This is a genomic window from Pseudomonas fragi (assembly GCF_900105835.1).
In the GTDB taxonomy this organism is placed as follows: Bacteria; Pseudomonadota; Gammaproteobacteria; order Pseudomonadales; family Pseudomonadaceae; genus Aquipseudomonas; species Aquipseudomonas fragi.
On the sequence record NZ_LT629783.1, the window covers coordinates 540,408 to 566,742 of the forward strand.

General features: G+C 62.4%; 29 protein-coding genes and 1 pseudogene. 15 read left to right on the top strand and 15 right to left on the bottom strand.

The annotated features are described in order from the left end of the window. Positions 1 to 4 precede the first annotated feature (4 nt). Genes arsH through BLU25_RS02440 form a run of 4 tightly spaced genes read right to left on the bottom strand, consistent with a single transcriptional unit; the run spans position 5 to position 2,862 of the window. Positions 5 to 700 carry an arsenical resistance protein ArsH gene (gene arsH, locus BLU25_RS02425; RefSeq protein WP_083369504.1) on the bottom strand — a complete coding sequence of 232 codons (696 nt, stop codon included), beginning with the start codon at positions 698 to 700 and terminating at the stop codon, positions 5 to 7. An 11-nt stretch (positions 701 to 711) separates the two neighbouring features. After that, positions 712 to 1,182, bottom strand: coding sequence for an arsenate reductase ArsC (locus BLU25_RS02430; protein ID WP_016780777.1), 471 nt, complete (start codon positions 1,180 to 1,182; stop codon positions 712 to 714). A 24-nt stretch (positions 1,183 to 1,206) separates the two neighbouring features. Further along, positions 1,207 to 2,490 (bottom strand): arsenic transporter, encoded by a 1,284-nt coding sequence (locus tag BLU25_RS02435; RefSeq protein ID WP_029611394.1) that lies wholly within the window; start codon positions 2,488 to 2,490, stop codon positions 1,207 to 1,209. Between the two features lie 24 nt (positions 2,491 to 2,514). Then, positions 2,515 to 2,862, bottom strand: a complete 348-nt coding sequence (locus BLU25_RS02440) for a metalloregulator ArsR/SmtB family transcription factor (protein ID WP_016780779.1) — start codon at positions 2,860 to 2,862, stop codon at positions 2,515 to 2,517. Between the two features lie 586 nt (positions 2,863 to 3,448). Between BLU25_RS02440 and BLU25_RS02445 the strand changes: the two genes are divergently transcribed. Then, complete coding sequence (locus BLU25_RS02445) at positions 3,449 to 4,144, top strand: tRNA (adenine(22)-N(1))-methyltransferase (protein ID WP_029611395.1); 696 nt, start codon at positions 3,449 to 3,451, stop codon at positions 4,142 to 4,144. Positions 4,145 to 4,147: 3 nt separating this feature from the next. Here the strand turns inward: BLU25_RS02445 and BLU25_RS02450 are convergent, their stop codons facing one another. Continuing rightward, positions 4,148 to 5,071 carry a LysR family transcriptional regulator gene (locus BLU25_RS02450; protein WP_016780781.1) on the bottom strand — a complete coding sequence of 308 codons (924 nt, stop codon included), beginning with the start codon at positions 5,069 to 5,071 and terminating at the stop codon, positions 4,148 to 4,150. Between the two features lie 64 nt (positions 5,072 to 5,135). Between BLU25_RS02450 and BLU25_RS02455 the strand changes: the two genes are divergently transcribed. After that, complete coding sequence (locus BLU25_RS02455; protein WP_029611396.1) at positions 5,136 to 5,744, top strand: LysE family translocator; 609 nt, start codon at positions 5,136 to 5,138, stop codon at positions 5,742 to 5,744. Between the two features lie 6 nt (positions 5,745 to 5,750). On the opposite strand, the gene BLU25_RS02460 is transcribed toward BLU25_RS02455, so the two are convergent. Next, on the bottom strand, positions 5,751 to 6,656 hold the full coding sequence (locus BLU25_RS02460; RefSeq protein ID WP_016780783.1) for a LysR substrate-binding domain-containing protein: 906 nt from the start codon (positions 6,654 to 6,656) through the stop codon (positions 5,751 to 5,753). Positions 6,657 to 6,901: 245 nt separating this feature from the next. Here BLU25_RS02460 and BLU25_RS02465 point away from each other — a divergent pair, with 245 nt between their 5' ends. The 3 genes from BLU25_RS02465 to BLU25_RS02475 all read left to right on the top strand — a co-directional run bounded on the left by BLU25_RS02465 (position 6,902) and on the right by BLU25_RS02475 (position 9,848). Further along, positions 6,902 to 7,747: an SDR family NAD(P)-dependent oxidoreductase gene (locus BLU25_RS02465; protein WP_016780784.1), complete on the top strand. Its 846-nt coding sequence runs from the start codon at positions 6,902 to 6,904 to the stop codon at positions 7,745 to 7,747. A gap of 280 nt (positions 7,748 to 8,027) precedes the next feature. Next, positions 8,028 to 9,194, top strand: a complete 1,167-nt coding sequence (locus BLU25_RS02470; protein ID WP_083369505.1) for a collagen-like triple helix repeat-containing protein — start codon at positions 8,028 to 8,030, stop codon at positions 9,192 to 9,194. 159 nt (positions 9,195 to 9,353) lie between these two features. Continuing rightward, positions 9,354 to 9,848 carry a P-loop nucleotide/nucleoside kinase family protein gene (locus BLU25_RS02475; protein WP_016780786.1) on the top strand — a complete coding sequence of 165 codons (495 nt, stop codon included), beginning with the start codon at positions 9,354 to 9,356 and terminating at the stop codon, positions 9,846 to 9,848. Here the strand turns inward: BLU25_RS02475 and BLU25_RS02480 are convergent. After that, positions 9,823 to 10,710 carry a LysR substrate-binding domain-containing protein gene (locus BLU25_RS02480; protein ID WP_016780787.1) on the bottom strand — a complete coding sequence of 296 codons (888 nt, stop codon included), beginning with the start codon at positions 10,708 to 10,710 and terminating at the stop codon, positions 9,823 to 9,825. The genes BLU25_RS02475 and BLU25_RS02480 overlap by 26 nt on opposite strands. Positions 10,711 to 10,849: 139 nt before the next feature. Between BLU25_RS02480 and BLU25_RS02485 the strand changes: the two genes are divergently transcribed. Both BLU25_RS02485 and BLU25_RS02490 read left to right on the top strand, forming a co-directional pair. After that, a complete protein-coding gene (locus BLU25_RS02485; RefSeq protein WP_016780788.1) occupies positions 10,850 to 11,473 on the top strand; it encodes a glutathione S-transferase family protein in 624 nt (207 codons plus the stop codon). Between the two features lie 14 nt (positions 11,474 to 11,487). Then, positions 11,488 to 12,516, top strand: a complete 1,029-nt coding sequence (locus BLU25_RS02490) for an LLM class oxidoreductase (protein ID WP_016780789.1) — start codon at positions 11,488 to 11,490, stop codon at positions 12,514 to 12,516. A gap of 9 nt (positions 12,517 to 12,525) precedes the next feature. Here BLU25_RS02490 and BLU25_RS02495 read toward each other — a convergent pair whose 3' ends face one another. From BLU25_RS02495 to BLU25_RS02505, 3 genes are read right to left on the bottom strand one after another with little or no spacing between them, the layout of a single operon-like run. After that, complete coding sequence (locus tag BLU25_RS02495; protein WP_016780790.1) at positions 12,526 to 13,854, bottom strand: MFS transporter; 1,329 nt, start codon at positions 13,852 to 13,854, stop codon at positions 12,526 to 12,528. Between the two features lie 40 nt (positions 13,855 to 13,894). Further along, positions 13,895 to 14,833 (bottom strand): LysR family transcriptional regulator, encoded by a 939-nt coding sequence (locus BLU25_RS02500; protein ID WP_016780791.1) that lies wholly within the window; start codon positions 14,831 to 14,833, stop codon positions 13,895 to 13,897. 52 nt (positions 14,834 to 14,885) lie between these two features. Then, entirely contained in the window at positions 14,886 to 16,304 is a 1,419-nt protein-coding gene (locus BLU25_RS02505) for an FAD-binding oxidoreductase (protein WP_016780792.1), read from the bottom strand. A 146-nt stretch (positions 16,305 to 16,450) separates the two neighbouring features. Between BLU25_RS02505 and BLU25_RS02510 the strand changes: the two genes are divergently transcribed. The 7 genes and pseudogenes from BLU25_RS02510 (at position 16,451) to umuC (ending at position 20,844) form a co-directional block, all read left to right on the top strand. Then, the gene (locus tag BLU25_RS02510; RefSeq protein ID WP_016780793.1) at positions 16,451 to 17,101 is read left to right on the top strand and encodes a class I SAM-dependent methyltransferase; all 651 of its coding nucleotides are present in this window, start codon (positions 16,451 to 16,453) and stop codon (positions 17,099 to 17,101) included. Next, positions 17,098 to 17,493, top strand: a complete 396-nt coding sequence (locus BLU25_RS02515) for a GFA family protein (protein ID WP_016780794.1) — start codon at positions 17,098 to 17,100, stop codon at positions 17,491 to 17,493. The genes BLU25_RS02510 and BLU25_RS02515 overlap by 4 nt, the downstream gene beginning before the upstream one ends. A gap of 45 nt (positions 17,494 to 17,538) precedes the next feature. After that, positions 17,539 to 18,024, top strand: coding sequence for a DUF2867 domain-containing protein (locus tag BLU25_RS02520; RefSeq protein WP_016780795.1), 486 nt, complete (start codon positions 17,539 to 17,541; stop codon positions 18,022 to 18,024). A gap of 4 nt (positions 18,025 to 18,028) precedes the next feature. Beyond that, positions 18,029 to 18,466: a GNAT family N-acetyltransferase gene (locus tag BLU25_RS02525; protein ID WP_016780796.1), complete on the top strand. Its 438-nt coding sequence runs from the start codon at positions 18,029 to 18,031 to the stop codon at positions 18,464 to 18,466. Between the two features lie 17 nt (positions 18,467 to 18,483). After that, positions 18,484 to 18,969, top strand: a pseudogene (locus BLU25_RS02530) (GNAT family N-acetyltransferase). A gap of 176 nt (positions 18,970 to 19,145) precedes the next feature. Further along, complete coding sequence (locus BLU25_RS02535; RefSeq protein WP_016780798.1) at positions 19,146 to 19,574, top strand: LexA family protein; 429 nt, start codon at positions 19,146 to 19,148, stop codon at positions 19,572 to 19,574. Beyond that, positions 19,564 to 20,844 carry a translesion error-prone DNA polymerase V subunit UmuC gene (gene umuC, locus BLU25_RS02540; protein ID WP_016780799.1) on the top strand — a complete coding sequence of 427 codons (1,281 nt, stop codon included), beginning with the start codon at positions 19,564 to 19,566 and terminating at the stop codon, positions 20,842 to 20,844. The genes BLU25_RS02535 and umuC overlap by 11 nt, the downstream gene beginning before the upstream one ends. A gap of 80 nt (positions 20,845 to 20,924) precedes the next feature. Here umuC and BLU25_RS02545 read toward each other — a convergent pair whose 3' ends face one another. Genes BLU25_RS02545 through BLU25_RS02560 form a run of 4 tightly spaced genes read right to left on the bottom strand, consistent with a single transcriptional unit; the run spans position 20,925 to position 24,086 of the window. Further along, positions 20,925 to 22,136, bottom strand: coding sequence for a pyridoxal phosphate-dependent aminotransferase (locus BLU25_RS02545; protein WP_016780800.1), 1,212 nt, complete (start codon positions 22,134 to 22,136; stop codon positions 20,925 to 20,927). After that, positions 22,133 to 22,753 (bottom strand): RraA family protein, encoded by a 621-nt coding sequence (locus BLU25_RS02550; protein WP_016780801.1) that lies wholly within the window; start codon positions 22,751 to 22,753, stop codon positions 22,133 to 22,135. Before BLU25_RS02550 ends, BLU25_RS02545 begins: the two co-directional genes overlap by 4 nt. After that, the gene (locus tag BLU25_RS02555) at positions 22,753 to 23,415 is read right to left on the bottom strand and encodes an RraA family protein (protein WP_016780802.1); all 663 of its coding nucleotides are present in this window, start codon (positions 23,413 to 23,415) and stop codon (positions 22,753 to 22,755) included. Before BLU25_RS02555 ends, BLU25_RS02550 begins: the two co-directional genes overlap by 1 nt. Beyond that, a complete protein-coding gene (locus tag BLU25_RS02560; RefSeq protein WP_016780803.1) occupies positions 23,415 to 24,086 on the bottom strand; it encodes an RraA family protein in 672 nt (223 codons plus the stop codon). The genes BLU25_RS02555 and BLU25_RS02560 overlap by 1 nt, the downstream gene beginning before the upstream one ends. 104 nt (positions 24,087 to 24,190) lie before the next feature. Here BLU25_RS02560 and BLU25_RS02565 point away from each other — a divergent pair, with 104 nt between their 5' ends. After that, positions 24,191 to 25,084, top strand: a complete 894-nt coding sequence (locus BLU25_RS02565) for a LysR family transcriptional regulator (RefSeq protein WP_016780804.1) — start codon at positions 24,191 to 24,193, stop codon at positions 25,082 to 25,084. 13 nt (positions 25,085 to 25,097) lie between these two features. Here the strand turns inward: BLU25_RS02565 and glcF are convergent, their stop codons facing one another. After that, positions 25,098 to 26,333 (bottom strand): glycolate oxidase subunit GlcF, encoded by a 1,236-nt coding sequence (gene glcF, locus BLU25_RS02570; RefSeq protein WP_016780805.1) that lies wholly within the window; start codon positions 26,331 to 26,333, stop codon positions 25,098 to 25,100. Positions 26,334 to 26,335 lie beyond the last annotated feature (2 nt).

Sequence of the window (26,335 nt, forward strand, 5' to 3'; positions counted from 1 at the left end):
TTGTTCAAATTGACGGCTGATTGACTCGCTGGCTCAGCTCCTGGGCCGACTCCTTGCGCTCGGAATAGCGGTCTACCAGATCCGGACGATCGCGCAGCAACAGGGTGAACTTCACCAGTTCTTCCATGACATCGACCACGCGGTCATACAGCGCAGACGGTTTCATGCGGTTGTGCGAGTCAAACTCCAGATAGGCCTTGGGTACCGAGGACTGGTTGGGGATGGTGAACATGCGCATCCAGCGGCCCAACACACGCAGTTGATTGACCACGTTAAAGGACTGGGAGCCGCCGCACACCTGCATCACGGCCAGGGTTTTACCCTGCGTCGGGCGCACGGCACCCAGGGCCAGTGGCACCCAGTCGATTTGCGCCTTGAACACCGCCGACATGGCCCCGTGACGCTCCGGTGAACACCACACCTGGCCTTCAGACCATTGCATCAGCTCCAGCAGCTCCTGGACTTTGGGGTGATCATTCGGCGCATCATCGGGCAGCGGCAGGCCAGAGGGGTTGAAGATCCGTGTCTGGGCGCCGAAGTGTTCGAGCAATCTGGCTGCTTCCTCGACCAGCAGGCGGCTGAACGAACGTTCGCGGGTCGAGCCATACAACAGCAGGATGCGTGGCTTGTGCGGGTTGTCGGGTTGAGCGGTTTTGGCAGGAATCAATGTGCTGTCGAGATTGGGCAGTGTGTCGTTCATGGTGGCTCCGGTTACAGGGTACTGATGCGGTCGAGTTCGCGTTTGAGTGCCGCGGGCTCAAGCCGGGCAAAGGGCAGGGCAAGAAAGGCCCGGCAGCGCGTTTCGATATGTGCCAGGGTGGCGTGGAACGCGGCGGCTACCGTGGCCTCGCCACCCTTGACCTCCGAGGGGTCTGCCAGCCCCCAGTGGGCTTTGATGGCCGGGCCGAAATACACCGGGCACGCCTCGGCGGCGGCCTTGTCGCAGACGGTAATGACAATATCCGGCGGGTTGTCTTCAAAGGCGTCATTGCCCTTGCTGCTCAGGCCGTCAATGCCGATGCCGGCTTCTTGCAGGGTCATCAGGCTGCGGGGCAACACCTGGCCCCTGGGAAAGCTGCCAGCACTGATGGCCTGGAACCCTTGCGGCGCCAGGTGGTTGAACATGGCTTCGGACAGGATGCTGCGACAGCTATTGGCGGTACACATAAACAGAACGCGCATGGTATTTGCTCTTTGCGGGGGTAGTTAAAGGCTCAGGCGCAAAGCCAGGGCAGACAGGGTGACCAGCAGAATCGGCAGGGTCAGGATCAGCCCCACCTTGAAGTAGTAACCCCAGGTGATACGAATTCCCTTGCGTGCCAGCACATGCAACCACAGCAACGTGGCGAGGCTGCCGATGGGGGTGATTTTCGGGCCCAGGTCGGAGCCGATGACATTGGCGTAGATCATGGCTTCGCGGATCACCCCGCTGGCCTCACTGGCCTGGATCGACAGGGCGCCGAGCAAGACCCCGGGCATGTTGTTCATCACCGAAGACAACAGCGCGGCGAGCGCGCCGGTGCCCAGGGTGGCGGCCCAGAGGCCGGATTCGCCCAGCTGGTTGAGGGTCAGTGTCAGGTGGTGGGTCAGCCCGGCATTTTTCAACCCGTACACCACCAGGTACATGCCCAGCGAGAATGTCACCACCTGCCAGGGTGCTTCGCGCAACACCCGCCGTGTTGAAATGACATGGCCGCGGGCAGCCACAGCGAACAGCAGGGCGGCGCACACGGCGGCAATCGCACTCACGGGGATACCCAGCGGCTCCAGCGCAAACAGGCCCGCAAGCAGCAAGGCCAACACCGCCCAGCCCACCTTGAAGGTCAGTGGGTCGCGTATGGCGCTGCGTGGCTCGGGCAGTTGCTCCAGCGAGTAGTGGCGCGGAATGTCCCGACGGAAAAAAACGTACAGCACCAGCAGGGTGCTGGCGATGGCAACCAGATTGACTGGCACCATGACGGCAGCATATTCGCTAAAGCCCAGATGGAAGTAGTCTGCCGATACGATATTGACGAGGTTGGAAACCACCAGCGGCAGGCTGGCCGTATCGGCAATAAACCCCGCAGCCATGACGAATGCCAGGGTCGATGCGGCACTGAATCGCAGGGCGAGCAGTATCGAGATAACAATCGGGGTGAGGATCAGCGCAGCGCCGTCATTGGCAAACAGTGCTGATACCCCGGCCCCCAACAGCACGCTAAATACAAACAGGCGCCGGCCGTCACCCTTGGCCCAGCGAGCCACATGCAAGGCTGCCCACTGGAAGAAACCGGCCTCGTCGAGCAACAGGCTGATAATGATCACGGCGATGAAGGTGGCAGTGGCATTCCAGACAATGGCCCACACCAGGGCAACATCGCTGAGCGAGACCACACCTGCCAGCAATGCCAGGCCCGCACCCAAAGATGCGCTCCAGCCTACGCCCAGGCCTTTGGGTTGCCAGATGACCAGAACCAGAGTGACTAAAAAAATAGCGAAAGCGCTAAGCATGATAAATCTCGGCTGGTTATAGGGTCAGCAGCAGGCCGGCGTACTGAGCGGGCGGTCGCCCATGGCAGCAAGTCGTGCGCTGTCATGGGCCAGCCAGTCGGTATTGGCGCTCAGGGTTGTGTCGATGACAGTGCGTACCCAGTCCGGCAGTTGCGGGTTAAGCCGGTAATACACCCACTGCCCCTGGCGGCGGTCGAGCAACAGCCCGCAACCACGAAGCTGGGCCAGATGGCGCGAAACTTTTGGCTGGCTGTCGTCAAGGGCACAGACCAGCTCACATACACAGAGCTCGCCCTCGCGGGCGATCAGCAGGGTGGCCCTGGCGCGGGTTTCATCAGACAGGCATTTGAACAGGGCGGCGGGACTGAGCATGGTGATTCGCTTTGTATATGTGGAAATACGAATATACGGATATCCATATGTGATGGCAACCCCGATCTCCCGCAAGGCGTGCTCGATAAAGGTGGGAGCCGGGCTTGCCCGCGATGGCTACGCCGCGGTGTGCCTGACTGACCATATCGCCCGAATCGCGAGCAAGCCCGCTCCCACAAGGTCGGCGCAATGCCTGTGGGAGCCGGGCTTGCCCGCGATGGCCGCGCCGCGGTGTGCCTGACTGATCATATCGCCCGAATCGCGAGCAAGCCCGCTCCCACAAGGTCGGCGCAATGCTTGTGGGAGCCGGACTTGCCCGCGATGGCCGCGCCGCGGTGTGCCTGACTGACCATATCGCCCGAATCGCGAGCAAGCCCGCTCCCACAAGGTCGGCGCAATGCTTGTGGGAGCCGGGCTTGCCCGCGATGGCCGCGCCGCGGTGTGCCTGACTGACCATATCGCCCGAATCGCGAGCAAGCCCGCTCCCACAGGGGGGGCGCGTGCCGGTGCTTTACCCGGGCCTGCTCACCGCGCATCATGTGCCGCCCCCACACTGGCGGGCATCCGTGGTGAAAAGGAACAGCAGTTGAACGAACACACATTGTCCATGCGCCTGGAACGCGTGGCGGCACATATGCCGGCCGGTGCGCGGCTGGCCGATATCGGCTCGGATCATGCCTATTTGCCGGTGGCGTTGCTGCGCCGTGGTGCCATTGCTGCCGCAGTGGCGGGCGAGGTGGCCTTGACCCCGTTTCACGCTGCCCGGCGTACCGTGCGCGAAAATGGCCTTGAGCAACACATCAGCGTGCGCCATGCCAATGGTCTGGCGGCGATTGCTGCGCAGGACGAGATTAACGTGGTCAGCATCTGCGGCATGGGCGGCGAGACCATCCGCGATATTCTTGCAAGCGGCAGCGCCCACCTCAGCGGACGGGAGCGCCTGGTCCTGCAACCCAATGGCGGCGAGCAGCCCTTGCGCCAATGGTTGATGGAAAACCACTACCACATCCTCTGCGAAGAGTTGCTGCAGGAAAACCGCTTCTACTACGAAATCATCGTCGCCGAACGTATCGGGCCGGTCAGTTACAGCGCTGAGCAACTGTACTTTGGCCCCTTGCAGATGCAGGCGCGCAGCCCGTTGTTTCTGGGCAAGTGGCAACGCATGCTGGTTGAGAAGCGCAAAGTGTTGAGCAATCTGGCCCAAGCGCGCCAGGCCGTGCCCGAGGCCCGGATGGAGGAAATTGCCCAGCAGGCCAGGTGGATCAGCGAACTGCTGGCCTGACCTTCAACTCATGCTGCGCAGCCATGCCAGCAAGTGTGCCTGAGGGCTGGCGGCGGGCAACGCGGCGGGTGACAGCAGGCAGTAACCTGAACCGTCCTCGACAAAACCCAGGGGTGCGCTCAGCACGCCGCTGTGCAGATCGTCACGCACCAGATGCCAGGGGCCGATGGCCACGCCCAGCCCGGCGACGGCTGCCTGCAGGCTGAAATAAAAGTGCTCGAAATACTGCCCCGCCGCCTCGGGCAGCGCCATGCCCGTCGCGCCGGCCCATTCCTGCCAGGCCTGGGGCCGTGTACGCGAGTGCAGGGGTGGCGCGTCGGGGCGCAGCACGGCGCCGGCAGGCTGCCCGGCGAACCACTGCGCCACTTTGTCCGGGCGACACACCAGGCCGATCTTTTCCGCAAACAAGGGCTCGGCGTGGTAGCTGTCAGGCCAGGGGAAATCGTCCCGGCGGATGGCCAGGTCGATGGTGCCATTGAACGTGAATGGTCCGCCGCCCGCGACCAGCTGCATGTCGATCTGCGGGTGCCGGGCCTGAAAGTCCGGCCAGCGCGGGATCAGCCAGCGCATCAGTAATGTCGGCTCACACGACAGCACCCAGCTGCGCTTCCGGGCGGCGTTGGCGCGCAGTTCGTTGATGGCCCGGGATATCAGGCCGAACCCGTCGCCGGTGGCCCTGGCCAACACGCGCCCGGCATCCGTGAGAAACACGCGGCGGCTGCGGCGTTCGAACAGCGCCACGCCCAGCTCATTTTCGAGCAGGCGCACGGCACGGCTGACGGCCCCGGGAGTGAGGTGCAGCTCGACGCCAGCGTGGCTGAAGTTTTCCAGGCGAGCGGCTGCTTCGAAGCAGCGCAGGGCCAGCAGTGAAGGCAGGCGTGTCTGGTTTAATGGTGAGTCTGGCTCACAATGGTTGTCAGAAAGCATCGTTATTGCTCAGGGACCGTTGGCCATAACATGGCGTGTATGTGAATTGTCGACAGGATACGCCATGACAGAATTGATAGCTGTAATCACAATAACCATGCTGGCCATCATCAGCCCGGGGCCGGACTTTGCAATGGTCACGCGCAACAGCTTGCTGCAGTCGCGCCGCGCCGGGGTGTTCACGGCCCTGGGTATCGGCCTTGGCGTGCTGGTGCATGTGGCCTATACCCTGGTGGGTGTAGGTCTGCTGATTGAGCAGTCACCGTGGCTGTTCAATACCCTCAGGCTGGCGGGTGCCTGCTACCTGATCTACCTCGGAGTGAAGATGCTGCGGGCCAGGGCAGGAGGGGTGGCAGCGGCTGGCATGCTGGCACCGCTGTCGGATCTGGCGGCGCTGCGCACAGGTTTTTTCGCCAATGTCCTGAACCCCAAGACCACCCTGTTTATTGTCAGCCTGTTTATCCAGGTGGTACGACCCGAAACGCCGCTGGCCGTGCAGATCGGTTATGGCGGCTTTATTTCAGTAGCACATATGGCGTGGTTCACGCTGGTTGTACTGTGTTTTTCAACGGGGACGGTACGCCAGCAGCTGCTGGCCGTGCGGCACTGGGTAGACCGTGTATTCGGCGGGCTGCTGGTGGGGTTTGGGGTGTTGCTGGCAGTGGGGCGCTGAGCCTGGTCAGGGCTCCAGGTTGCTGTCGAACATGGCAATAAAGCGCTGGATCAGCGGTGACGGGTTGTTGGCATGCCAGTTCATGTACAGGCCGATGGTCGGGTTGGCAGGCCCTGTCAGCGGCCGGATCGGGCGGAACGCAACCTTGTCGCGCAGTGTCGAGGCGGCAATCGACTGTGGCACCAGGGCCACGCCAAAACCACAACTCACCAGGCCGATCAGGGTATGCAGCTGTGCAGCCTCCTGGACCACCCGGGGAGAGAACCCGGCGGCTTCGCACAGGCCGACCAGTTGGCCGTGATAGCCGCTGCCCAGGGCTTGTGGGGTGAAGACAAAGTCTTCGTCGGCGAAATCGCGCAGCTCGACAGGCCCTGACTGGGCCTTGGGATGATCCAGGGGCAGGGCCATGACAATGGCTTCGTCGAGCAACAGGCGCGATTCGAGGGCGGCTGCGCTGAAGGGCAGTTTGCGCATAAAGGCGATATCGGCTTCGGCGGCCAGCAGCGCCTTGGCCTGGCAGGAGGAGGGCATCTCCTTGATCACCAACTGGACCAAGGGGAAGGCCTGGCGAAACTGCCTGAGCGTGTTGAGCAACGGCTCGTAGTACGCAATAGACACCGCAGTGACCGTGAGTACGCCGGCAACCCCTTGCGCCACCTGGCGTGCGTATGCGACCCCCTGTTCCAGCTCCTTGAGTGTGCGATAGGCCGTCTGCACAAAGGCCTGGCCTGCCGGTGTCAGCACCACCTCGCGCCTGCTGCGGGTGAACAGGCGCAAGCCCAGCTTGTCTTCCAGACGGCTGATCGCCTGGCTCAGGGGGGGCTGGGCCATATGCAGGCGTTCGGCTGCCTTGTGAAAATGCAGCTCCTCGGCCACCGCGATAAATTGGCGGAGCAGTCGGGTTTCGATCATGTGCAGTGTTCCTTACTTTGAACCGTGGTATCTACGCGGTGGGAGCGGGCTTGCTCGCGATGCAGGCGCCGCGCTGCTTCGGTTGAACGGCGTCAATACTATCGCGCGCCAGCCGAACCGTCGCACTGGCGCTCCTGTCAGGGGGCGGCGCTGATATGCACCGGGTATCAATCGGTCTGTCGATCGGTATTAAACAACGCGTCTGTTGATTGCTACGGTGACGTCTCAATCAAGAGGACAGCCCTATGGACTTTACCGGCAAAACCGCAATTGTCACGGGCGCTGGCCGGGGCCTGGGCTTGAGTTATGCCAGCGAGCTGGCACGGCTGGGCGCCCATGTGCTGATCAGTGATATTGGTGCAGACAGCCAGGGTGCGGCGGCGGATGCCAGCGTTGCCCTTGATGCCGCGCAGGCGCTTGCCGCCCGGGGCTACAGCGTGATTGGCCATCACGGTGAGCTGGTCAGCGAGGCGGGGTGCCGGCAGTTGGTCGAAACAGCCGTCGAAGCGTTCGGGCAACTGGATATTGTGATCCACAACGCCGGCTGGGTCGGTTACCAGGCCATTGAAGAGGCACAACCCGAGTTTATCGAGCGGACGCTGGGGGTCAATGTGTATAGCCCGATCTGGCTGTGCAAGCATGCCTGGCCGTACCTGCGCCAATCATCGGCGGCGCGGGTGGTGCTGACGTCTTCGGACCGGGCCATGTACCAGCCCTATGCCCAGCCGGGTCTGACGGCCTACGCCGCCGGCAAGATGGCACAACTGGGCATCATGAATGCCCTGAGCATGGAAGGCGCGGTCGATGGCATTCTGGTGAACGCGATTTCGCCGGTGGCCAAGACCCGGATGTGGGGTGTCAACGGCGAACCGGACAATCTCAAGCCCCAGTGGGTGACCCCGGGGGTGATCTTTCTGGCCTCGGATCAGTGCCAGGACAGCGGCTATATTTTGCGGGCCAGCAATGGCCAGTTCACGGCAACCCGGTTTGTCGAGAACCCGGGGGTGGACTACCCCCTGGATCTGGCCCGGATCAAGGCCGGCAGCGCCGAGCAGGTCGCCCGGCTGTGGGCGCGGATCAAGGAGTGTTGAGGCCGGGTTCGGTCGGGTTAATTGTGCTTAACACTTAAGTAGGGAGGGGTTGGCGCAATGGCTTGAAAAAGCCCGGGGCGGGTGGATCAGCGGCGGTTTTTATCACTGCAGTATTAGTCCTTAAGTGCAGTCACGGCCGCCCTATAGAGAGTGTTAATACCAAGGAGTGAGTTGTGGGTTCGCGCGCGTGGCGTTGTCATGTTTCAAGGATGGAAACTCCCTCTGATGCGAGTGCAGGGAGCTTTCGAACTCAGGCATGACAGATTCAAGGGAGCTGATTATGAACACCTCACTCTGGTTGAAAACAAGCACGGCCCTGTTGTTGGTCATGAGCGCCAGCCTGGCGGGCTGCCACAGCGGCGGTGGCGGCCATCACAGCAGTGACAGCGCAAGTACGCCAACGACCCCGACCGATCCGACCACACCCACGGATCCCACTACACCGACTGACCCGACCGATCCAACCACACCGACCAACCCTTCAGTTACCCCGCCTCTGGTCACGGGGCAGGTAGCCGGTGAGGTCGGCACTGGCTTGGGCGGTGTTGGTACCCTGGTCAGCGGCGTGGGCACCACCCTGACCAGCGTTCCGGTGGTCGGCGCGGCGGGCGGGCTGGTGGTCAATACCGGCAATGCGGTGACGTCCATTACCGATGGCGTCACCAACGGCCTGGGTTCGCTGGGTACGGACAAAAACTCGCTGGGGATCACCGTTGCCGGTGTTACCAACGGGGTCAGTGATATTGGCAAAGGGGTTTCATCACTCGGTACCGGTGTCAGCGGTCTGGTCGACAACACACCGATCAGCCAGGTGCCGCTGGTGGGCGGTGTTGTCGGCAAGGTCACCGACACCGCAGGCGGGCTGGTGAACAAGGTCGGCACCACCGTGACCATGCTCGGCAACACGCTGACCACAAATGTGACCAGCGGGCAGTTGGGCAAGGCTACCGGCGGTTTGAATGACAAGGTCGTGGTCCCCGTAATCTCGCTGGTGGAAAACGTCACAGGCAAGGTGGGCACCACCACCGGCCTGGGGCAGCCAGTGGACGGGCTGTTGACGAAGGTTGGCGGCGTGGTCGGCGGGTTGGGTGACAAGGTGGTCGATACCGGCAAAAACCCGCTCACCAATGTGGTGGGTGGTGTACTGGGCGGTGTGGGTGGGGCACTGGATAAATCCGGCGGTTACCTGAACCCGGCGACAACCACCGGCACTGGCACCACTACCGGCGGGCTGGGCGGTTTGCTGGGCGGGCTGGGCGCTGCCACCGGCGCAACCGGTACGCAGACAAACACCGGCGGCTCAGGCGGTTTACTGGGTGGCAGCACTGGCTTGCTTGGCAGCCTGGGCGGTACTACCGGTACCCAGACCGGCACCGCTGGCTCGGGTGGGGCAAGCGCTTCCGGTGGTCTTGGTGGCCTGCTTGGCGGCTTGCTCAACAAAAACTGACGGGGCGCGCGCGGACGGTGTTGTACGGTTCGGTCTGTACCCCTGTTGTTCAGGTGCAGACCGGGCTGTTTTTCGTTCACCTATGGCCTGTTTTATTGGCAATTGCGTCCTCTGCCAGCGCTGGGCATTATCCATGTCCGCACTCAAGGAAGCTTTCCCATGGTCACTGCGACACTGCATCTGATGTGCGGCAAGATTGCATCAGGCAAATCAACCCTGGCCAAAACCCTTGCTGTGCAACGCCGCGCGATTTTGCTGAGCGAGGATAAATGGCTCGCCTCCCTTTATCCCGGGGCGATCAATTCGGTAACCGATTACACAGGCTACAGCCTGAGGATTCGCAGTGTGCTGGGGCCTCTGGTGGTCGACATGCTGGAGTTCGGTGTGAGTGTGGTGCTGGATTTTCCGGCCAATACCATCGCCAGCCGCGAGTGGCTGCTGGGCCTGGCAGAAACGGCACGAATGCCGCACTGCCTGCACTATCTCGATGTAGACGATGAGGAGTGTCGTGCGCGGCTGCATGTGCGCAACCGGCTTGCCGAACATGACTTCGCCGCGTCGGATGCCGAGTTTGACCTGATCACCAGCTACTTCCGTGCCCCGGGCGCAGACGAGGGCTTGGTGATTGTCACTTACCCGCGGCTTCTTGCATGATCCAGTGCATAAATGCCCTGACCTCATCCCGTTGCATTGCCTCCGCGCGCGTGACGGCGTAGTAGGCAAAGCGTGCCGGCCACGGCTTGTCCATGACTTGCACCAGTCGGCCTGCAGCGATTTCTTCGGTTGCGTATTCCTGGGGCACCAAGGCCAGCCCCTGGCCGGCTTCGGCTGCGCGGATCAATAAAAAATCGTCCTCGAAAGCCGTGCCGCGTTCTGCGCGCGGGTCTTTGCCTACGTCATGGGCGCTGAGCCACAAAAGCCAGTCGGCACGGTCAGCGTCGTGCAGCAGGGGGAGGTCGAGACAGTCCTGCGGCTGCGTCAGCGGCGGGTAGTCGGCCAGCAAAGCCGGGCTGGCAACGGGCACCAGCACGGGCGCCATCAGGCGGGTCACCTGCAGGCCGGGATACACCCCAAGCCCGTGGCGCAAGGCAATATCGACACGCCCGCGGTGCATGTCCACCAGCGCGGAAGTGGCCTCGACACGCACCTCGATTTCCGGATGCAGGCGGTTGAATCGCCCCAGGCGCGGCACCAGCCATGAGGCGGCAAAAGTGGCCACCGTGCTGATCGTCAGGGTCTGGCGCGCAGTGCTTTGTTGCAGCGTCTGCATGGCCTGTTCGATTTGCCCGAAGGCCTCGAACAGGGCCGGGTGCACAGCGGCGCCGGCCTCTGTGAGCCGCAGGCCGCTGCGTTCGCGGGTAAACAGCGGCATGCCGACCCGGTCTTCCAGCAGGCGGATCTGCTGGCTGACTGCACCTGAGGTGACATTCAGGGCTTGTGCGGCCGCCTTGATGCTGCCTTGCTGGCCTACTTCGACAAACGCTCGCAAGGCGAGAAGGGGCAGTGAAGTCGCCATGGGCTTTAGTTTTCCTGAATCCGGTGTGCAGAAAGGATCGTTTCCGCCGACGCACAGCGCAAGCGATGATGTTCAGAGTTTAGAGAAGCTGAGCAGGTTCAGTAAAACTATATCTAACCGGACGCCCTGCATGAACCCCATGATCACGTTGTATACCGACAGCTCGCCCAATGGTTTCAAGATCACCATTGCCCTGGAGGAACTCGGTTTAACCTACCACCTGCGGCACATAAAAATTGACCAGGGCGAGAACCGCAGCCCGGCGTTTTTGCGCCTCAACCCCCACGGGCGCATCCCGGTGCTGGTCGATGCCAGCAACGGCATCACGCTGTTTGAATCGGCAGCCATCCTGCTGTATCTGGCCGATATCACGGGTCGACTCTTGCCCGTCGAACCGGCTAAACGCTGGGAAGCCATCCAGTGGCTGATGTTTCATGCTGCCAGCGTGGGGCCTGTGATGGGCCAGCGCGTTCACTTCGAGCTGTTTGCCGCAGACAAAAATCCCCAGGCCATTGCACGCTACCGATCCTTGATGGATGAAGCCTTTGCCACCCTGGACAACCGCCTGGCCGAGCATCCCTATCTGGCCGGTGACGAGTATTCGATTGCCGATATCGCCCAGTTTGGCTGGAGCCATATCGCCCAGGTCATCGACTTCGATTTCAGCGCCTATAAGCACCTGAGCACCTGGTACCAACGCATTGGCGCCAGGCCCGCCGTGCAGCGCGGCATTGCTCTGCCAACGCGCGCCACAGGCGCTTGAATCAGGGGGCCAACATGAACACTACTGATCAGGCCACAGGCCAGTCCTCGCCCGCATTTGCCAGCCACCGCGGTTATCGGCGCATGTTCGCGGCCAATCAGCTGACCCTCGGGATTTTTTTGCCATTGCGCTTTTACAAGGGTGACATGGCGGTGCTGGCCGGGCAGGCCGAGCGGGTTCGCGACCTCGACCGATATGGTTTTGCCGCGGTCTGGGTGCGCGACGTGCCGCTGTTCGATCCGGCGTTCGGTGATGCGGGGCAAGTATTCGACCCCTTTACCTACCTGGCTTTTCTGGCAGCGCACACCCAGCGCATTGCGCTGGCCACCGGCAGTGCGATCTTTTCGTTACGCCATCCCGTTGACCTGGCCAAGGCCAGTGCCACCATCGATCAGTTGTCGAATGGACGGCTGGTCATGGGTATTGCCTCGGGAGACCGGGCCATTGAGTTCCCCGCCTATGGTCTTGAACACGCCCGGCGGGGTGAGCGGTTTGCCCAGAGCGTGACGTATTTCCGCCAGCTGATGCAGGCCCGTGCGCCCGTTATCGATTCTGCGCTGGGGCACATGGCCGGAGCCGAATTTCTGCCCCGACCCGTGGCGGGGGCCATCCCGCTGATGGTCACCGGTTCGTCCCGGCAATCACTGGCATGGATCGGCGAACACGCCGACGGCTGGCTGACCTTTCCCGAATCGACCCACGACCGCCAAGGGCCGCAGCGCCTGGCCGAGAAGATCCGGGCCTGGCGCCAGTTGATCCCGGACGGCGGGTTCAGGCCGCATATGACCAATGAATGGCTCGACCTGGTTGATGACCCCGATTATCCCCGCACACCTTTGCAGGGCGGTTATGTGTTGCGCACCGGACGCAATGGCTTGATTGACCTGCTGGGTGAATGGCAAGCGGCAGGTGTCAACCATGCGGCCCTGGGGCTGCAGTTTTCGGCCCGGCCTGCGGCAGAGGTCATCCAGGAACTGGCTGAAGACGTACTGCCGCATTTTCCGTCACATCAGGTGCCGGAGGGGGCTGGGCTGGCATGGTGAAGACAACGATCAGCTTACCGTTTTCATCTCCACAACCGGCGTGCTGCGTGTGCGTGACACGCTCAGGCCCAGCAGCCCGCCGAGCACTAGCGCGCCGGCCATAAAGTACATGGCCGCCTGGGTGTTGCCGGTCAGTTGGGTCAGCCAGCCGACCACAATGGTGCTGAAAAAGCCGGCGACATTGCCCAGGGAGTTGATCAGCGCGATCCCGGCCGCTGCTGCGGCGCCGCCGACCACGGCGGTGGGCATGCCCCAGAACACCGGCAAGCTGCTGATCATCGCCGCAGTGCCGATGGTCAGGCCGATCATCGATAACCACAGGCTGGCGCCGAACAGGGTGCCGAAAATCACCCCGCCAGCGCCGATAAAGGCGCAGATCGCCAGGTGCCAGCGATACTCGCGAACCCGGTCGCTGCTGCGCCCCACCAGCACCATGCACACGGTAGCCACCGAGTAGGGAATCGCGCTCAGCACGCCGATGGCCCAGGGTTCGGCGACACCACTGTTGCGGATAATGGTCGGCATCCAGAAACTGATCACGTACTGGCCCAGCACCAGGCAAAAATACACCGCGCCCAGCAGCCAGATTTTCGGGTTGAGCAGGCCGTCGCGCACCGAATGATGGGCCTTGGCCCTGGCTTCGCGATCCAGCGCGGCCTGCATGCCGCGTTTTTCGTCGGGGCTGAGCCAGCGGGCGTCGGCAATCCGGTCGTGCAGCAGGAAGAACACAGCGGCGCCCAGGGCCACGGCCGGCAAGCCTTCGATCACGAACAGCCATTGCCAGCCGGCGTAACCCGCCACGCCATCGAGGGTCTGCATGATCAAGCCGGAAATCAGTGAACCCAGCATGCTGGAGATCGGCAGGGCGGCGATAAACAGGGAAATCATCACACCCCGGCGATGGCTCGGAAACCAGGTGGTGAGGTAGAAAATGATCCCCGGGAAGAAGCCCGCCTCGGCAATGCCGATCAAAAAGCGCAGCAGGTAGAAGCTCATGGGCGTTTCGACAAACATCATGGCCGCCGACAGCAGGCCCCAGCTCATCATGATCCGCGCGATCCAGCGCCTGGCGCCGTACTTGTGCAAGGCGATATTGCTGGGGATCTCGAACATCAGGTAGCCGACAAAAAACACCCCGGCCCCCAGCCCGTAAACCGCTTCGCTGAACTTCAGGTCATCGAGCATCTGCAACTTGGCAAAGCCGACATTGACCCGGTCCAGATAGGCCACCAGGTAACAAACCATTAGCAGCGGAATGACCCGCCATGCGGTCTTGCGGTAGGCCGAGTGCAGGGCGTGGTCCGGCATGTCGGCGGGGAGCGGCGCTTGGGTGTTCATGTTGAGCCTCATTGTTGTTGTTTTAGGGGCGGTTTGCAGATCACAGCGCACGGCCTCCCGGCCAGTCACCGCCCGCGCACATGGCGCGCACGACTTCGCGGATCAATTCGCTGATCAGGGTTTTCAGGTGGCTGGCAGGCATCGAGGCACAGCTGCAAATGCCCAGGGTGCGGGACAGGCCGTCAGCGGCAATGCGGTGGGCAACCAGACGGCCGTCTTCAATTTCGCGCACGGCCAGGTTCAGCGGCATGATGGTGTGCCCGATACCGGCCTCGACCGCACTTTTAAGGATATGCACGGAGTTGACCTCCATGACGATTTCGCCAACGGCCAGGCCGTGCTGTTTGACCGCGTGTTCAACCAGCGTGCGCGTGCAGTGGCCGTGGGCCTGGCTGGGGAACACCAGCGGCCGGGCCAGCGCTTGCTCCAGGCACACCTCGCCGGCCGCGGGGGCATCGGCGGCATCGGCGCGGTGGATCAGGTAAAAATCCTCTTCGATCAATGCGCTGAACAACACTTGCGGGGGCAGGTCGATGGCGCTGAACAGGGCCAGATCAATGCGCCCGTGCAGCAACTGGTCCATGACATTGCCGGTCAGTTCTTCGTTGAGATGGAAGGCCACCTGCGGGTAACGGGCGGCCACGGCACGCATCAGCGGCATGGCCAATAGGGTGGCGACGCTTTGCGGCAGCGCCACGGTAATCGAACCGCTGAGGGAGTCGGGGCTGCTGCTGACCGCAGCCCGGGCATCACCCAGATGCTTGAGCATGCCCTGGGCGTATTCGTAAAACACCTTGCCGGCCTCGCTGGCGACTACGCCGTTGTGGCTGCGATGGAACAGCTGCACCCCCAGGTCGTCCTCCAGCGCCGACATCTGCTTGCTCAATGCCGATTGCGCCACATGCACCTGGCGGGCGGCGCTGGACAGGCTGCCGCAATCGATCACGGCGACAAAGTATTTGATCTGGCGGATTTCCATTGCGGTGCTTCCTGCAGGGCTCGGCTATACGGGCCGACGATGGTAGCGCGGGTCAGCCTGCGGAGCGTGCGCGAGGGAAAATCTTGCCGGGGTTCATCAGCTGTTTCGGGTCGAGCGCCGCCTTGATCGACTGCATGACGTCCACGGCGTTTTGCCCGTGTTCAACGGCCATAAAGTGCTGTTTGGTCAAGCCGATGCCGTGTTCGCCGGTGCAACTGCCCTGCAGGGCAATGGCCCGCTCGGCCAGGCGATGGGCCACGGCTTCGGCGCGTTCGATCTCGTCGGGGTTGTGCGGGTCGACCAGGATCACGGCATGGAAGTTACCATCGCCGACATGGCCGAAAATCGGTGCGAGAAAGCCGTTTTGCGCCAGATCCGCCGCCGTGGCTTCAATGCACTCGGCCAACCGCGAAATCGGCACCACGGCATCGGTGGTCAGGGCGCGGCAACCGGGGCGCAGGGCGAGGGCGGCGAAGTAGCCGTCATGCCGGGCCTGCCACAGGCGGCTGCGATCCTCTGGATGCACGGCCCACTCGAAGTCCATGCCCTGATGTTCATCGGCGACCATGCGCACGGTCTCGATCTGCTCTTTTACGCCGGCTTCAGAACCATGCAGCTCAAATAGCAGGGAGGGCGCCTCGCGCAACTGCGTGCTGCTGTAGGCGTTGAGGGCGCGCATGGTCAGGGCATCGAGCAGTTCAATGCGGGCGACCGGTACACCGAGCTGGATGATCTGGATCACCGCGCGCACGGCCAGGTCCACGCTGGGAAAGCGGCACACGGCCGCCGAAATGGCTTCAGGAATCGGGTGCAGCTTGACGGTCAGTTCGGCGATGGTCGCCAGCGTCCCGCCCGAACCGACCAGTAAATGGGTCAGGTCATAGCCGGCGGAAGACTTGCGCGCCCGCCCGCCGGTGTTGATCACCCGGCCATCGGCCAGCACCGCCGTCATGGCCAGTACGTTTTCGCGCATGGTGCCGTAGCGCACGGCATTGGTCCCGGAAGCACGGGTCGCCGCCATGCCGCCCAGGGACGCATCGGCACCGGGGTCGATGGGGAAAAACAGCCCGGTGCCATGCAACGCCGCATTCAACTGTTTGCGGGTTACCCCCGGTTGTACGGTGGCGTCCATATCGTCAACGCGAATGGCAAGCACCTGGTTCATCCCCGACACATCCATGCTGACGCCACCGTGGGAGGCCTGCAGCCAGCCTTCCAGCGAGGTGCCGCTGCCATAGGCGATCATCGGTGTATCGTGGCGATAACAGGCGCTGCTGATATTGACGATATCCTCAAGGCTGTTGGCGTAGGCCACGGCATCCGGGGGCATGGGGTCCAGCGCGGAAATATCGCTGCCGTGGTGCTCGCGCACGCTGGCCGAGGTGGAGAAGCGGGTGCCGAGCAATTGGCCCAGCTCCTCGCGCAAGGATTCGGCCAGGGGCGGATGCTCACAGGCAGCAGGAAGGCTCATCAGGCAATCTCCGTTTTTTCTGCGCCATCTGTGGCAGGCGGCATATATGGGGAGTTATGGCTTATCTTAGGCAGCCTTTGGTACACACTCGTAGTGCTGATTTCAGATGGAGCCATCTGTTTTTGAGATGGCCTGTGACAGACGTGATGATCAAGAAGGAACTTGAGTTGAGTGACTGGGAAGCCTATTACCAGGCAAGTGAACAGCGCGGGCAATCGCCCTTGCTGAGCAGGGCCTTGAGCCTGATCAGCGCGAATGAGGGTTCACGTCAGGCCGTGGACCTGGGGTGTGGGGCCGGAATGGAAACCCGGCAATTGCTGGCCGCAGGCTGGGACGTACTGGCCATTGACCGCGAAGCTGGCGCCATTGCGCGAACATCTGCCTTGTCACAGGGTGTCAGCGGTGGCCGGCTGGCGACCCTGGCCTGCGATTTTGAACAGCTGACGCAGTTACCGGCCTCCAGATTGATCCATGCTGGTCTCGCCTTGCCGTTCTGTCGGCCAGAATATTTTGAGACCCTTTGGCGGCTTGTTACTGCGGCGCTTGAACCGGGTGGTGTATTTGTCGGCCATCTGTTTGGCGAGCGGCACGGCTGGGCGGCACTTGCCCATATGACCTTTCACACCGAAGCGCAGGCGCGCTTGCTGTGCGGTAATCTTGAGCTGCATCTGTTACGCGAATTCGAACAGCCGGGTGCCAGTTTGCAGGGGGACATGGCCTGGCACCGCTTCGATATCATTGCCAGCAAGCCGCAAGGCGACGATAAATACCGTACTGAACCAAGGAGCCGGCGATGAAGGGAAGTTGCGCCTGCGGTGCCGTTGGCTATGAAATTGACCGTATCGACCTGCCTGTCAGCCATTGTCATTGCCAGTCATGCCGCAAAACCCATGCTGCTGCATTTGTCACCACGGCCGGTGTATTGCGTGAGCACTTCCATTGGACGAGGGGGCAGGAAAAGCTCAGCAACTACGAGTCTTCCCCCGGCAAGCTGCGGCGCTTTTGCTCGCTGTGCGGTTGCCACCTTGTGGCTGAACGTGATGGCGCCGCGGCTGTGATTGTTCGTATTGCGACCCTGGACGAGGACCCGGGCGATCGCCCGCAATACCATATCTGGGCTGAGCAGGATGCCCCATGGCTTGAACATGAAGACCTTGCGGTATACCCGCAATGGCAGCCGGGGCGCTAAGGCTTCAGTGGCATTCTTTAACTTTTATCAGGGAGATAACCGTTAGTGGCCCGTGCATCCATTCAAACCCTGCGCCCGCTGCACGAGCTGGATTACCATGACAGCAGATCAGTCCTGCTGCCTGTGCAGATCACGGCTCTGCAAGCCTGGAACCTGATGACGGCCGAGCAGGGGCCGCTGATGCGCCTGGCGTTTCGAACCCGGGACGCAATTTCTGCGTTATTTGGCGTCAAGCGCATCGGTGGTTTCTCCGGTACCCGGCGTGAGGCCGTCCAGGCAGGCGATTATCTGGATTTCTTCCTGGTGGAGTACAGCGCCCCCGAGGTACTGGTGCTGACCGAGCGTGACCGGCATCTGGATGTCATGACCTGTGTTTCGCTGGCTGATCGCGTACTGACAATCACCTCCTCTGTGGTCACCCATAACACCTTTGGCCGCCTCTATATGCTGCCGGTGGGGCCAGCACACAAACTTATCGTCAACAGCTATCTCAAGCGCCTGCAGCGCAAGCTGCAAGGGATGGAGCCCTGAATTTATGAACATAACCACAAGACTTGCCGACCAGGCGGATATCCCGGCGATTTTTGCCATCCGCACCAGCGTCAGGGAGAACCATCTCTCCCTTGAACAGCTCACTGAAATGGGCATCACGCCCCAAGCCATCAGCCAGGCACTCCTGGCTGCGCCATGCATTTGGGTGGCTGAAATCCAGGGTGTGCCGGCAGGTTTTGCCATGGCCGATGCAGACGATGGTTGCGTATTTGCCGCTTTTGTACGGCCTGAGTACGAGGGGCAAGGGCTGGGCCGTAGCCTGATGGCCAGGGCCGAGGCGTTCCTGTTTGAACAGCATCGCACGATATGGCTGGAAACCGCAGAAAACAGCCGTGCCAGCGGCTTCTATCGAAGCCTTGGCTGGCAGTTGGTGGCGCACTTGCCCGAAGGCGATGTGCGTTTTGAAAAGAACCTGATATAGGGTCGCAAAGGAGCAAGATGCAGATTCGCTTAACGCAAACCAGGGACTGGATGCTCTTGAAAAGTGTACGTCTTGCCGCACTGCAGGATGCGCCGACGGCATTTGGCGTGAGCTATCAGACGGCGGCCAGCGACACCGATGAACAATGGCAGGAGCGCGCCTCGTCGCAGATCGGTACGCAGTTCTGGCTGGCCTTCGAGGGCGCCAGGCCGGTCGGCATGATAGGCGCGAGGATCAGCTAGGCGGCCCGCTATAACCTGATCGGCATGTGGGTTGCGCCTCAATGGCGCGGTGCCGGTGCCGCTGCCCGACTGGTGGGCGCAGTGAAAGCCCGGGCGCGGCAGAGTGGTCATGACAGTGTGTATCTGGACGTATCCCCGGACAATGACAGAGCTTGCGGCTTCTATCTGAATCAGGGTTTTGTCTTTATGGACGAATGGGAGCCCTTGGCCAGCCACCCCCATATCAGGGTGCAGACGATGCGTTGGGACGTGGGCGGCTGAATTGTGCTGTAGGGACAGAGGCGGGGGCGGGCCAGGTTCCACTTGCTGCCGCGCTGCAAAAACCAGCCTGAGCCAGCCCATAAACGCCTCTCGTCGAAATATCTGTCAGATAAATTGACCAGAATAGTCCTACGCAGTTAACTGTACGTTCATACAGTTATCGTAAGGCGTGCGTCATGAGCTTCACTTCCCTCGGTCCCATTGCAGCAGATGGCGTTCGCCTGCCACTTTGCTCCTTCAAAGTCCCCGCCGGGTTTCCGTCGCCGGCGGCGGATCATATCGAGAAGGAGATTTCCCTTGATGAGCTGCTCGGTATCCGTGCGCCCCATGTGTACCTGGTGCGCATCGATGGCGACAGCATGCAGGGTGTGGGGATTTATTCCGGCGACCTTGCGGTGGTTGACCGCGCCATCGAGCCAGGCCACGGTCATGTGGTGGTGGCGCTGCTCAATAACGATCCGATCTGCAAGCGTCTGTGCCTGCGCGGCAAGAGCGTGGTGCTGCAATCCGAAAACCCCAAGTACCCGGATCGTTATGTACTGGAAGGCGATGAGCTGACAGTCTGGGGCGTGATTACCTACACCGTGCGCAGTCATGGCCACTAAGTCTGCGCCGGTTTTCGCGCTGATCGACTGCAACAGCTTTTACGCCAGCTGCGAGCGCGTGTTCAGGCCTGATCTGGCCAGGGTGCCGATCGTGGTGCTGAGCAACAACGACGGCTGCGTGATCGCCCGCAGTTATGACGCCAAGCCCCATGTGAAGATGGGCGAGCCGTATTTCCAGATCAAGGATCGCCTCGAGCAGTTGGGGATCGTGGCGTTCTCGTCCAACTATGCGCTGTATGGCGACATGAGCGAACGGGTCATGAGCCTGATCGAGGCGATGCTGCCTGCGGTGGAGGTGTACAGCATCGACGAGTCCTTTGCCGACCTCAGCGGCATCGTTGATGCCACCGCGATGGGGCGCCAGTTGCGCAGCCGCATCCTGCAATGCACGGGCATTCCGGTGGGGGTCGGCATTGCCCATACCAAGACCCTGGCCAAACTGGCCAACCACACGGCCAAGCGCTTGCAGGCGCACACCGGTGGTGTGGTCAACCTGTGTGGCGACCATGAACGCGACTGGGTGTTGCGCAACACCGCAGTCTCGGAAGTCTGGGGGGTAGGGCGGCGCATGACCGCGCATCTTGAAGGCATGGGTATCAAGACGGCGATGGACCTGGCCAAAGCTGATCCGTGGTCATTGCGAAAAAAGTTCAGCGTGGTGATTGAGAAAACGGCGCGTGAGCTATCGGGCACGGCCTGCCTGGAACTGGACGAGCCCGATCCGCCCAAACAGGAAATCTGCTGCAGCCGCATGTTCGGCAAGCGCCTGACCGAGCTGGCGCCGATCAAGGAAGCCGTGGCCACCTACATGATGCGCGCCTCGGAAAAGCTCAGGGCACAGAAATCGTACTGCAAAAAGGTGCGCGTCAGCATTCGCACCGGCATGTTCAACCCGGACGAAGCGAAGTACGCCAAGGGCGTGGTGGTGACCCTGCCATACCCCACCGATGATGTGCGGCTGCTCACCCGGGCTGCAGTGGATGCTGTGGCGCATGTGTTCCAGCCAGGCTTCAGATACAGCAAGGCCGAGGTCATGCTGCTGGACCTGCGTCAGCCGGGGGAGTTTTCCGATGATCTGTTTGCCGTCAATCAACCGGCAGAGGCTTCACGGGTGATGGCGGTGCTGGACGCCATCAATGGCCGCTGGGGCAGGGGCACACTGCGGGCAGCCAGCGTGCCGGGCAAGCCGGACTGGGGTATGCGCCGGGAAATGATGAGCCAGAGTTATACGACACGGGTGGATCAGCTTTGGCGAGTGTCGAGCCATTAACGATGCGCCTCACACGGTGACCGCCAAACCTGTGGGAGCCGCCATCGCGTAAAGGCCCGACTCCCACAACAGGCGGCGAGTTAACGCACGGCTTGGCAAAACCCGCTGATCGCCTCGCAAGCCTTGTGCAAGGACCTTTCATCCAGCGCATAGGCAATGCGCAGATACGGCCCCAGGCCAAAGGCGCTGCCCTGCACCACGGCCACATTGGCTTCGTCGAGCAGGGCCAGGGCAACATCTTCGTCGGTGTGCAGCACCCGGCCTGCTGGCGAGGTGCGGCCGATCAAGCTGGCACATGAGGCGAATGCGTAGAAAGCGCCGGCCGGGCTACAGCACTCCAGGCCGATGGCGTTGAGCCGTTCGACCATCAGGTCACGACGGCGCTGGAACGCCGCGCGACTGGCATGGATAAAGTCCTTTGGCCCCTCCAGTGCCGCCAGTGCGGCCTGTTGCGAGACCGCGCAGGCCCCCGAAGTCTGCTGGCCCTGCAGCGTTTCCATCGCCTGCAGCAGCCAGCGCGGGCCGGTGGCAAAGCCGATGCGCCAGCCGGTCATGGCGTAGGCCTTGGACACACCGTTCATGGTCAGGGTACGCGCCGCCAGCCGGGGCTCTACCTGGGCCAGGGTGTAGAACCATTGATCATCGAAGATCAGGTGTTCATAGATATCGTCGGCCAGGATCAGCACATGGGGGTGGGCCAGCAGCACGTCAGCCAGCTCGCGCAGTTCGTCGCGGCTATACACGGCGCCGGTGGGGTTGGAGGGCGAATTCAGGATCAGCCAGCGGGTCTGCGGGGTAATTGCAGCGGCGAGCAATTGGGCGGTGAGCTTGAAACCGCTGGCCGCGTCACAGGTCACGATGTGCGGTTCACCGCCGCACAACTGCACGATTTCAGGGTAGCTGACCCAATACGGCGCCGGGACTATGACCTGGTCACCCTCATTGAGGGTCGCGGCCAGGGCGTTATAGATCACCTGCTTGCCTCCGTTGCAGACCAGGGTGTCCTGCCAGCTGACATCCAGGGCATTTTCGCGACGAAACTTGGCCGCCACCGCTTCTCGCAGTGAGCGCACACCGGCGACCTGGGTGTAGCGGGTGTGCCCCTGTTCAATGGCCTGGAACGCAGCGGCACGCACATGTTCCGGGGTGTCGAAGTCCGGTTCGCCCGCGCACAGGGAGATGATCTGCGCGCCTTGTGCCCGACGCTCCGCCACGCGGTCGATGATCCGGTAGGTCGCCGAAGGCTGTGCGCTGGCCAGGCGCCGGTTGAGCCGTTGGATATCGTCGGTCATGCGCGGCTTCTCCATTCGGTCAGGTTCATCAGTTCAAGGGTGGTACGGCCTTCACTCAATGCCTGCATCATGTGGGCTTCCTTGTCGGCACGCGCTTCGCCTTCGGCCAGGGTGCGCGCCACTTGTGTATGGGGAATGATGATGACGCCATCGTCGTCGGCCACCACCCAATCCCCCGGCGCAACAGGGACACCGGCGAAATGGAAAGCCTGTCCCACGGACGGGGCGCTGCTCTTGAGCGTGCCCCTGACCGAAATGCCCCGGGCAAAGACCGGGAATTGATGCTTTTTCAGGGCCGCGATATCACGAACCCCGCCATCGATGACCAGGCCCGCCACCCCGGCGGCTTGTGCCGCAACGGTAAGTACCTCGCCCCAGTAGCCGGCCATAAAGTGGCCGGTGCCCACCACCAGCACGCTGCCACGCGGGGCGCGCTCCAGGGCCAGATGCAAGGCCAGGTTGTCACCCGGTGAACACTGCAGCGGGTAAGCCGGGGCGGCGATAAAGGCGCCTTCCCAGATCGGGCGGATATCACTGTCCACGGCGCAAGGCAGGTGCGAAGCCTCATAGAGCGTCGAGCTGCCCAGCGCTTTTGCCCGTTGGTAGTAAGGGTTCATCAGGCTTTCCTCTGCAGGTTGTGATACCCCAGGGCGGCCCGGGCGCTTTCAAGGGTCTGGCCTTGGCCGATAAGGCCACGGATATCGGCTTCGACCCGCTCGATCTGGCGCGCACAGGCTGCCACTTCAGCGGCCCGGGCACGGGGCACGATGACCACGCCATTGGCATCGGCAACCACGATATCGCGGGCGCAAACCCGTGCCGTGCCAATGGACACGGGCTGGTTGAGCGACTGCACCTGCACACGGTCCTTGCCGGTGCGCATAAAGCGGCCCCGGCTGAAGATCGGATAACCGTCGCCCAGCGCCTTGTTGACGTCACGGCATACACCGTCGATCACAGTGGCGGCGATATGCCGGTTTCCGGCGTACTGGGTCATGATGTCGCCCCACACGGTGCAGTCGGTACGCCCGGCATTGTCGATCACCACCACATCACCTGGTAGCACGGCGTCGATAAAGTCGCCTACGGTGCCGGCAGGCACACTGGCGGCAACGTACTGCACGGTAAATGCCGGGCCGACGACCACCTGGCTGTAGTTGCCCAGCGGCGCGATGCCCAGGCATTGGCCGGGCAGGCCGAGCTTGTCCAGGGCATCGGAAACAGCAGGGGTGTCGAGGCCGTCAAACAGGGCCACCAGTGCTTTGTCATCAAGGTTCATCAGGCGTGCTCCGGGGCAATGGCGTCGAACTGTGCGTCGTGCATGACCTCAGCCACCGAGCAACCGCTGCGCACAGCCTGCAGCATGCCTGCCTGGCGGTGGGCGATACGCTCGCCAAGTTCGATGACTTGCTCGATATGGCCCTGAGGCACAAATACCGTGCCGCAGTTGTCGGCGATCACATAGTCGTCTTCACTGACGGCCACGCCTGCCACGGTGATAGTGACCCCAGCACCGATCTGCCGCACGCGGTTGCGTGCGCTGATCATGGTCACGCCACGGCCATACACCGGGTAACCGATGGCGGCACTGCCGTCGATATCCCGGCTGCAACCGTCGATCACGGTGCCCCGCAGTTGTTTTGCCGTGGCGGCGTTGGCGAGGATATCGCCCCAGCAGGAGATGCCTTCGAGACCGCCTGCGATTACCAGCACCCGGTCAGCACTGTTGATCTGTGCGACCACGGGGGTGATCAGGTGCGCGCTGGAGGCCTTTTCGCACTGGGCTGCCAGCAACACGGTGCTGGCGCGGCCGACAATTTTTGGACAGTTCCACAGGGGCCGCAGCCCCACGGTGGCACCTGCCAGGCCGAGGAAATCCAGGGCATCGGATACCGTGTTGGTATCCAGTGCCGCCAGGCGTTCGAGCAAGGTGTTGCTGGGTTGAGTCATTGCGCTGCCCTCAGGTCATTAAGGCAGCCAGTGTCAGCGAGGCTGTTTGATAGGTATATTCCTGTTAACGTAAGACTTGCATATGTTTAACCTATGGATGAAGCATGATCAATTTTCGCCTGATTCGGCATCTGTGGCTGTTTCTGACCGTGGCCGAAGAGCAGAATTTCGGCCGTGCCGCCAAGCGCCTCGGCATGTCCCAACCGCCACTGAGCGAGCAGATCCAGGTGCTGGAACAGGCGCTCAAGGTCAAGTTGTTCGAGCGCTCACGCCGCGGCGCCAAGCTGACCCCGGTGGGCGCGGCGATCCTGCCCGCGGTGCGCAAGTTCGCCGAGCAACTGGAGCGCCTGGAGCTGGCTGTGGAGGAAGCGCTGGGAGGGCAGTCGGGGATGCTGACCATCGGTGCGATTTCAACGGCCATGTTTGATGTGCTGCCGGGGTTGATTGAGCAATTGAAAGAGGCATACCCGCACCTGACCGTCTCTGTGCGGGAAATAGACAGCGTCGAGGCGGTGCCGGCGCTGGAAGCGGGGGATATCGATCTGGCGTTCGCCCGCCTGGACGGTGACCTGGGCGCCTCGATCCAGTCCGTGCCGCTACTGGAAGATCGCCTGGTGCTGGCCCTGCCCAGCGACCATCCCCTGGCGGCGCGCACGCGGATCAGCCTGTCGAGCTTGTCCAATGAACCTTTGGTGATGTTTTCGCGCCAGGTCAGCCCGGTGTATTTCGACAACTTGATTGCCACCTGCCGGGCCAGCGGTTTTTCCCCGCGGGTGCTGCATGAAGTGCGTTCAGTGGCCTCGCAAATTGCTTTTGTCAGCTATGGCCAGGGCATTGCGCTGGTGCCGGCATCCATGAAAAAACTGGCCCCTGCCAATGTGGTGTTTCGCGCGCTGAGCCAGAAACTCAGCGTGGTCACCACCGCCGTGGCCTGGAATACCGGACGGCCCAACCCGTTGATCGCAGAGGTGCTTGCCCGGTTAGGCGCCAAGGCTTGATGGCGGCCGACTTTCATGGCGCCGCTTCAGGCTCGGGCAATGCCTCTGCAACCAGTTCGATCCAGTGTCGCACCGGGGTTCTGCCAGCGCTGTCGAGGTGCGCCTGGCAGCCGATATTGGCGGTGACGATGACCTGCGGGTGCCCGCTTTCCAGCGCGTTGAGTTTGTTGTCGCGCAGTTGCCGGGACAGTTCGGGCTGGGTCAGTGAATAGGTACCCGCCGAGCCGCAGCACAGGTGGCTGTCGGGCACGGCGCTCAGGTTGAAGCCCAGCTCAGTGAGTACGCCTTCAACCGCGCCGCCGAGTTTTTGCGCGTGCTGCAAGGTGCAGGGGCAGTGGAACGCCAGTCGCAGATCGCTGCGCACGCCAAGTGTGCCCAGCGGCTCGTCGCGCAGCACTTCCACCAGGTCCCTGGCCAGCGCACTGACCCTGGCTGCTTTTTCGGCATAGGCCGGGTCGCTGCCGAGCAGGTGGCCGTAGTCCTTGATAAAGGCACCGCAGCCGCTGGCGGTTTGCACGATCGCTTCGGCCCCTTGGGCAATCCCCGGCCACCAGGCATCGATATTGCGGCGGGCGCGATCAAGGCCGGCGGCCTGGGCGTCCAGATGATAATCCACGGCACCGCAGCACCCGGCTTGCGGCGCCGGGATTACGCTGATACCCAAGCGGTCGAGCACGCTGGCCGTGGCTGCGTTGGTGTTGGGTGACAGGCCCGGTTGCACGCAACCTTCGAGCAGCAGTACGAGCCGCGCATGCTGGCGGCTCGGGCGGGGGATGGGTGCAGGCGGGGTGCGCGGCAGCCTGGCCTGCAGGGGGGAGGGCAGCCAGGGGCGCAATACCTGCCCGCTGCCGATCAGGCCCTTGAACAGCGCGGCATTGGCTATTACGCGGCGCAAGCCTTCGCGCACCAGGCGCTGGGCCAGCGGCCTTGGCACCCGGGCATCGACCAGCGCGCGGCCGATATCCAGCAGGTTGTGGTAGTCGACCCCCGAAGGGCAGGTGGTTTCGCAGTTACGGCACGACAGGCAACGGTCCAGATGCTGCTGGGTCTTGCGTGTCACCGCATTGCCTTCAAGCACCTGCTTGATCAGGTAAATCCTGCCCCGGGGGCCATCCAGTTCATCGCCGAGCAACTGGTAGGTCGGGCAGGTGGCGTTACAGAAGCCGCAATGCACGCAGGTGCGCAGAATGCGTTCGGCTTCTGCGGCACGGGGCAGTTGCCGGGCGAGTTCGCTCAGGGTGGTCTGCATGG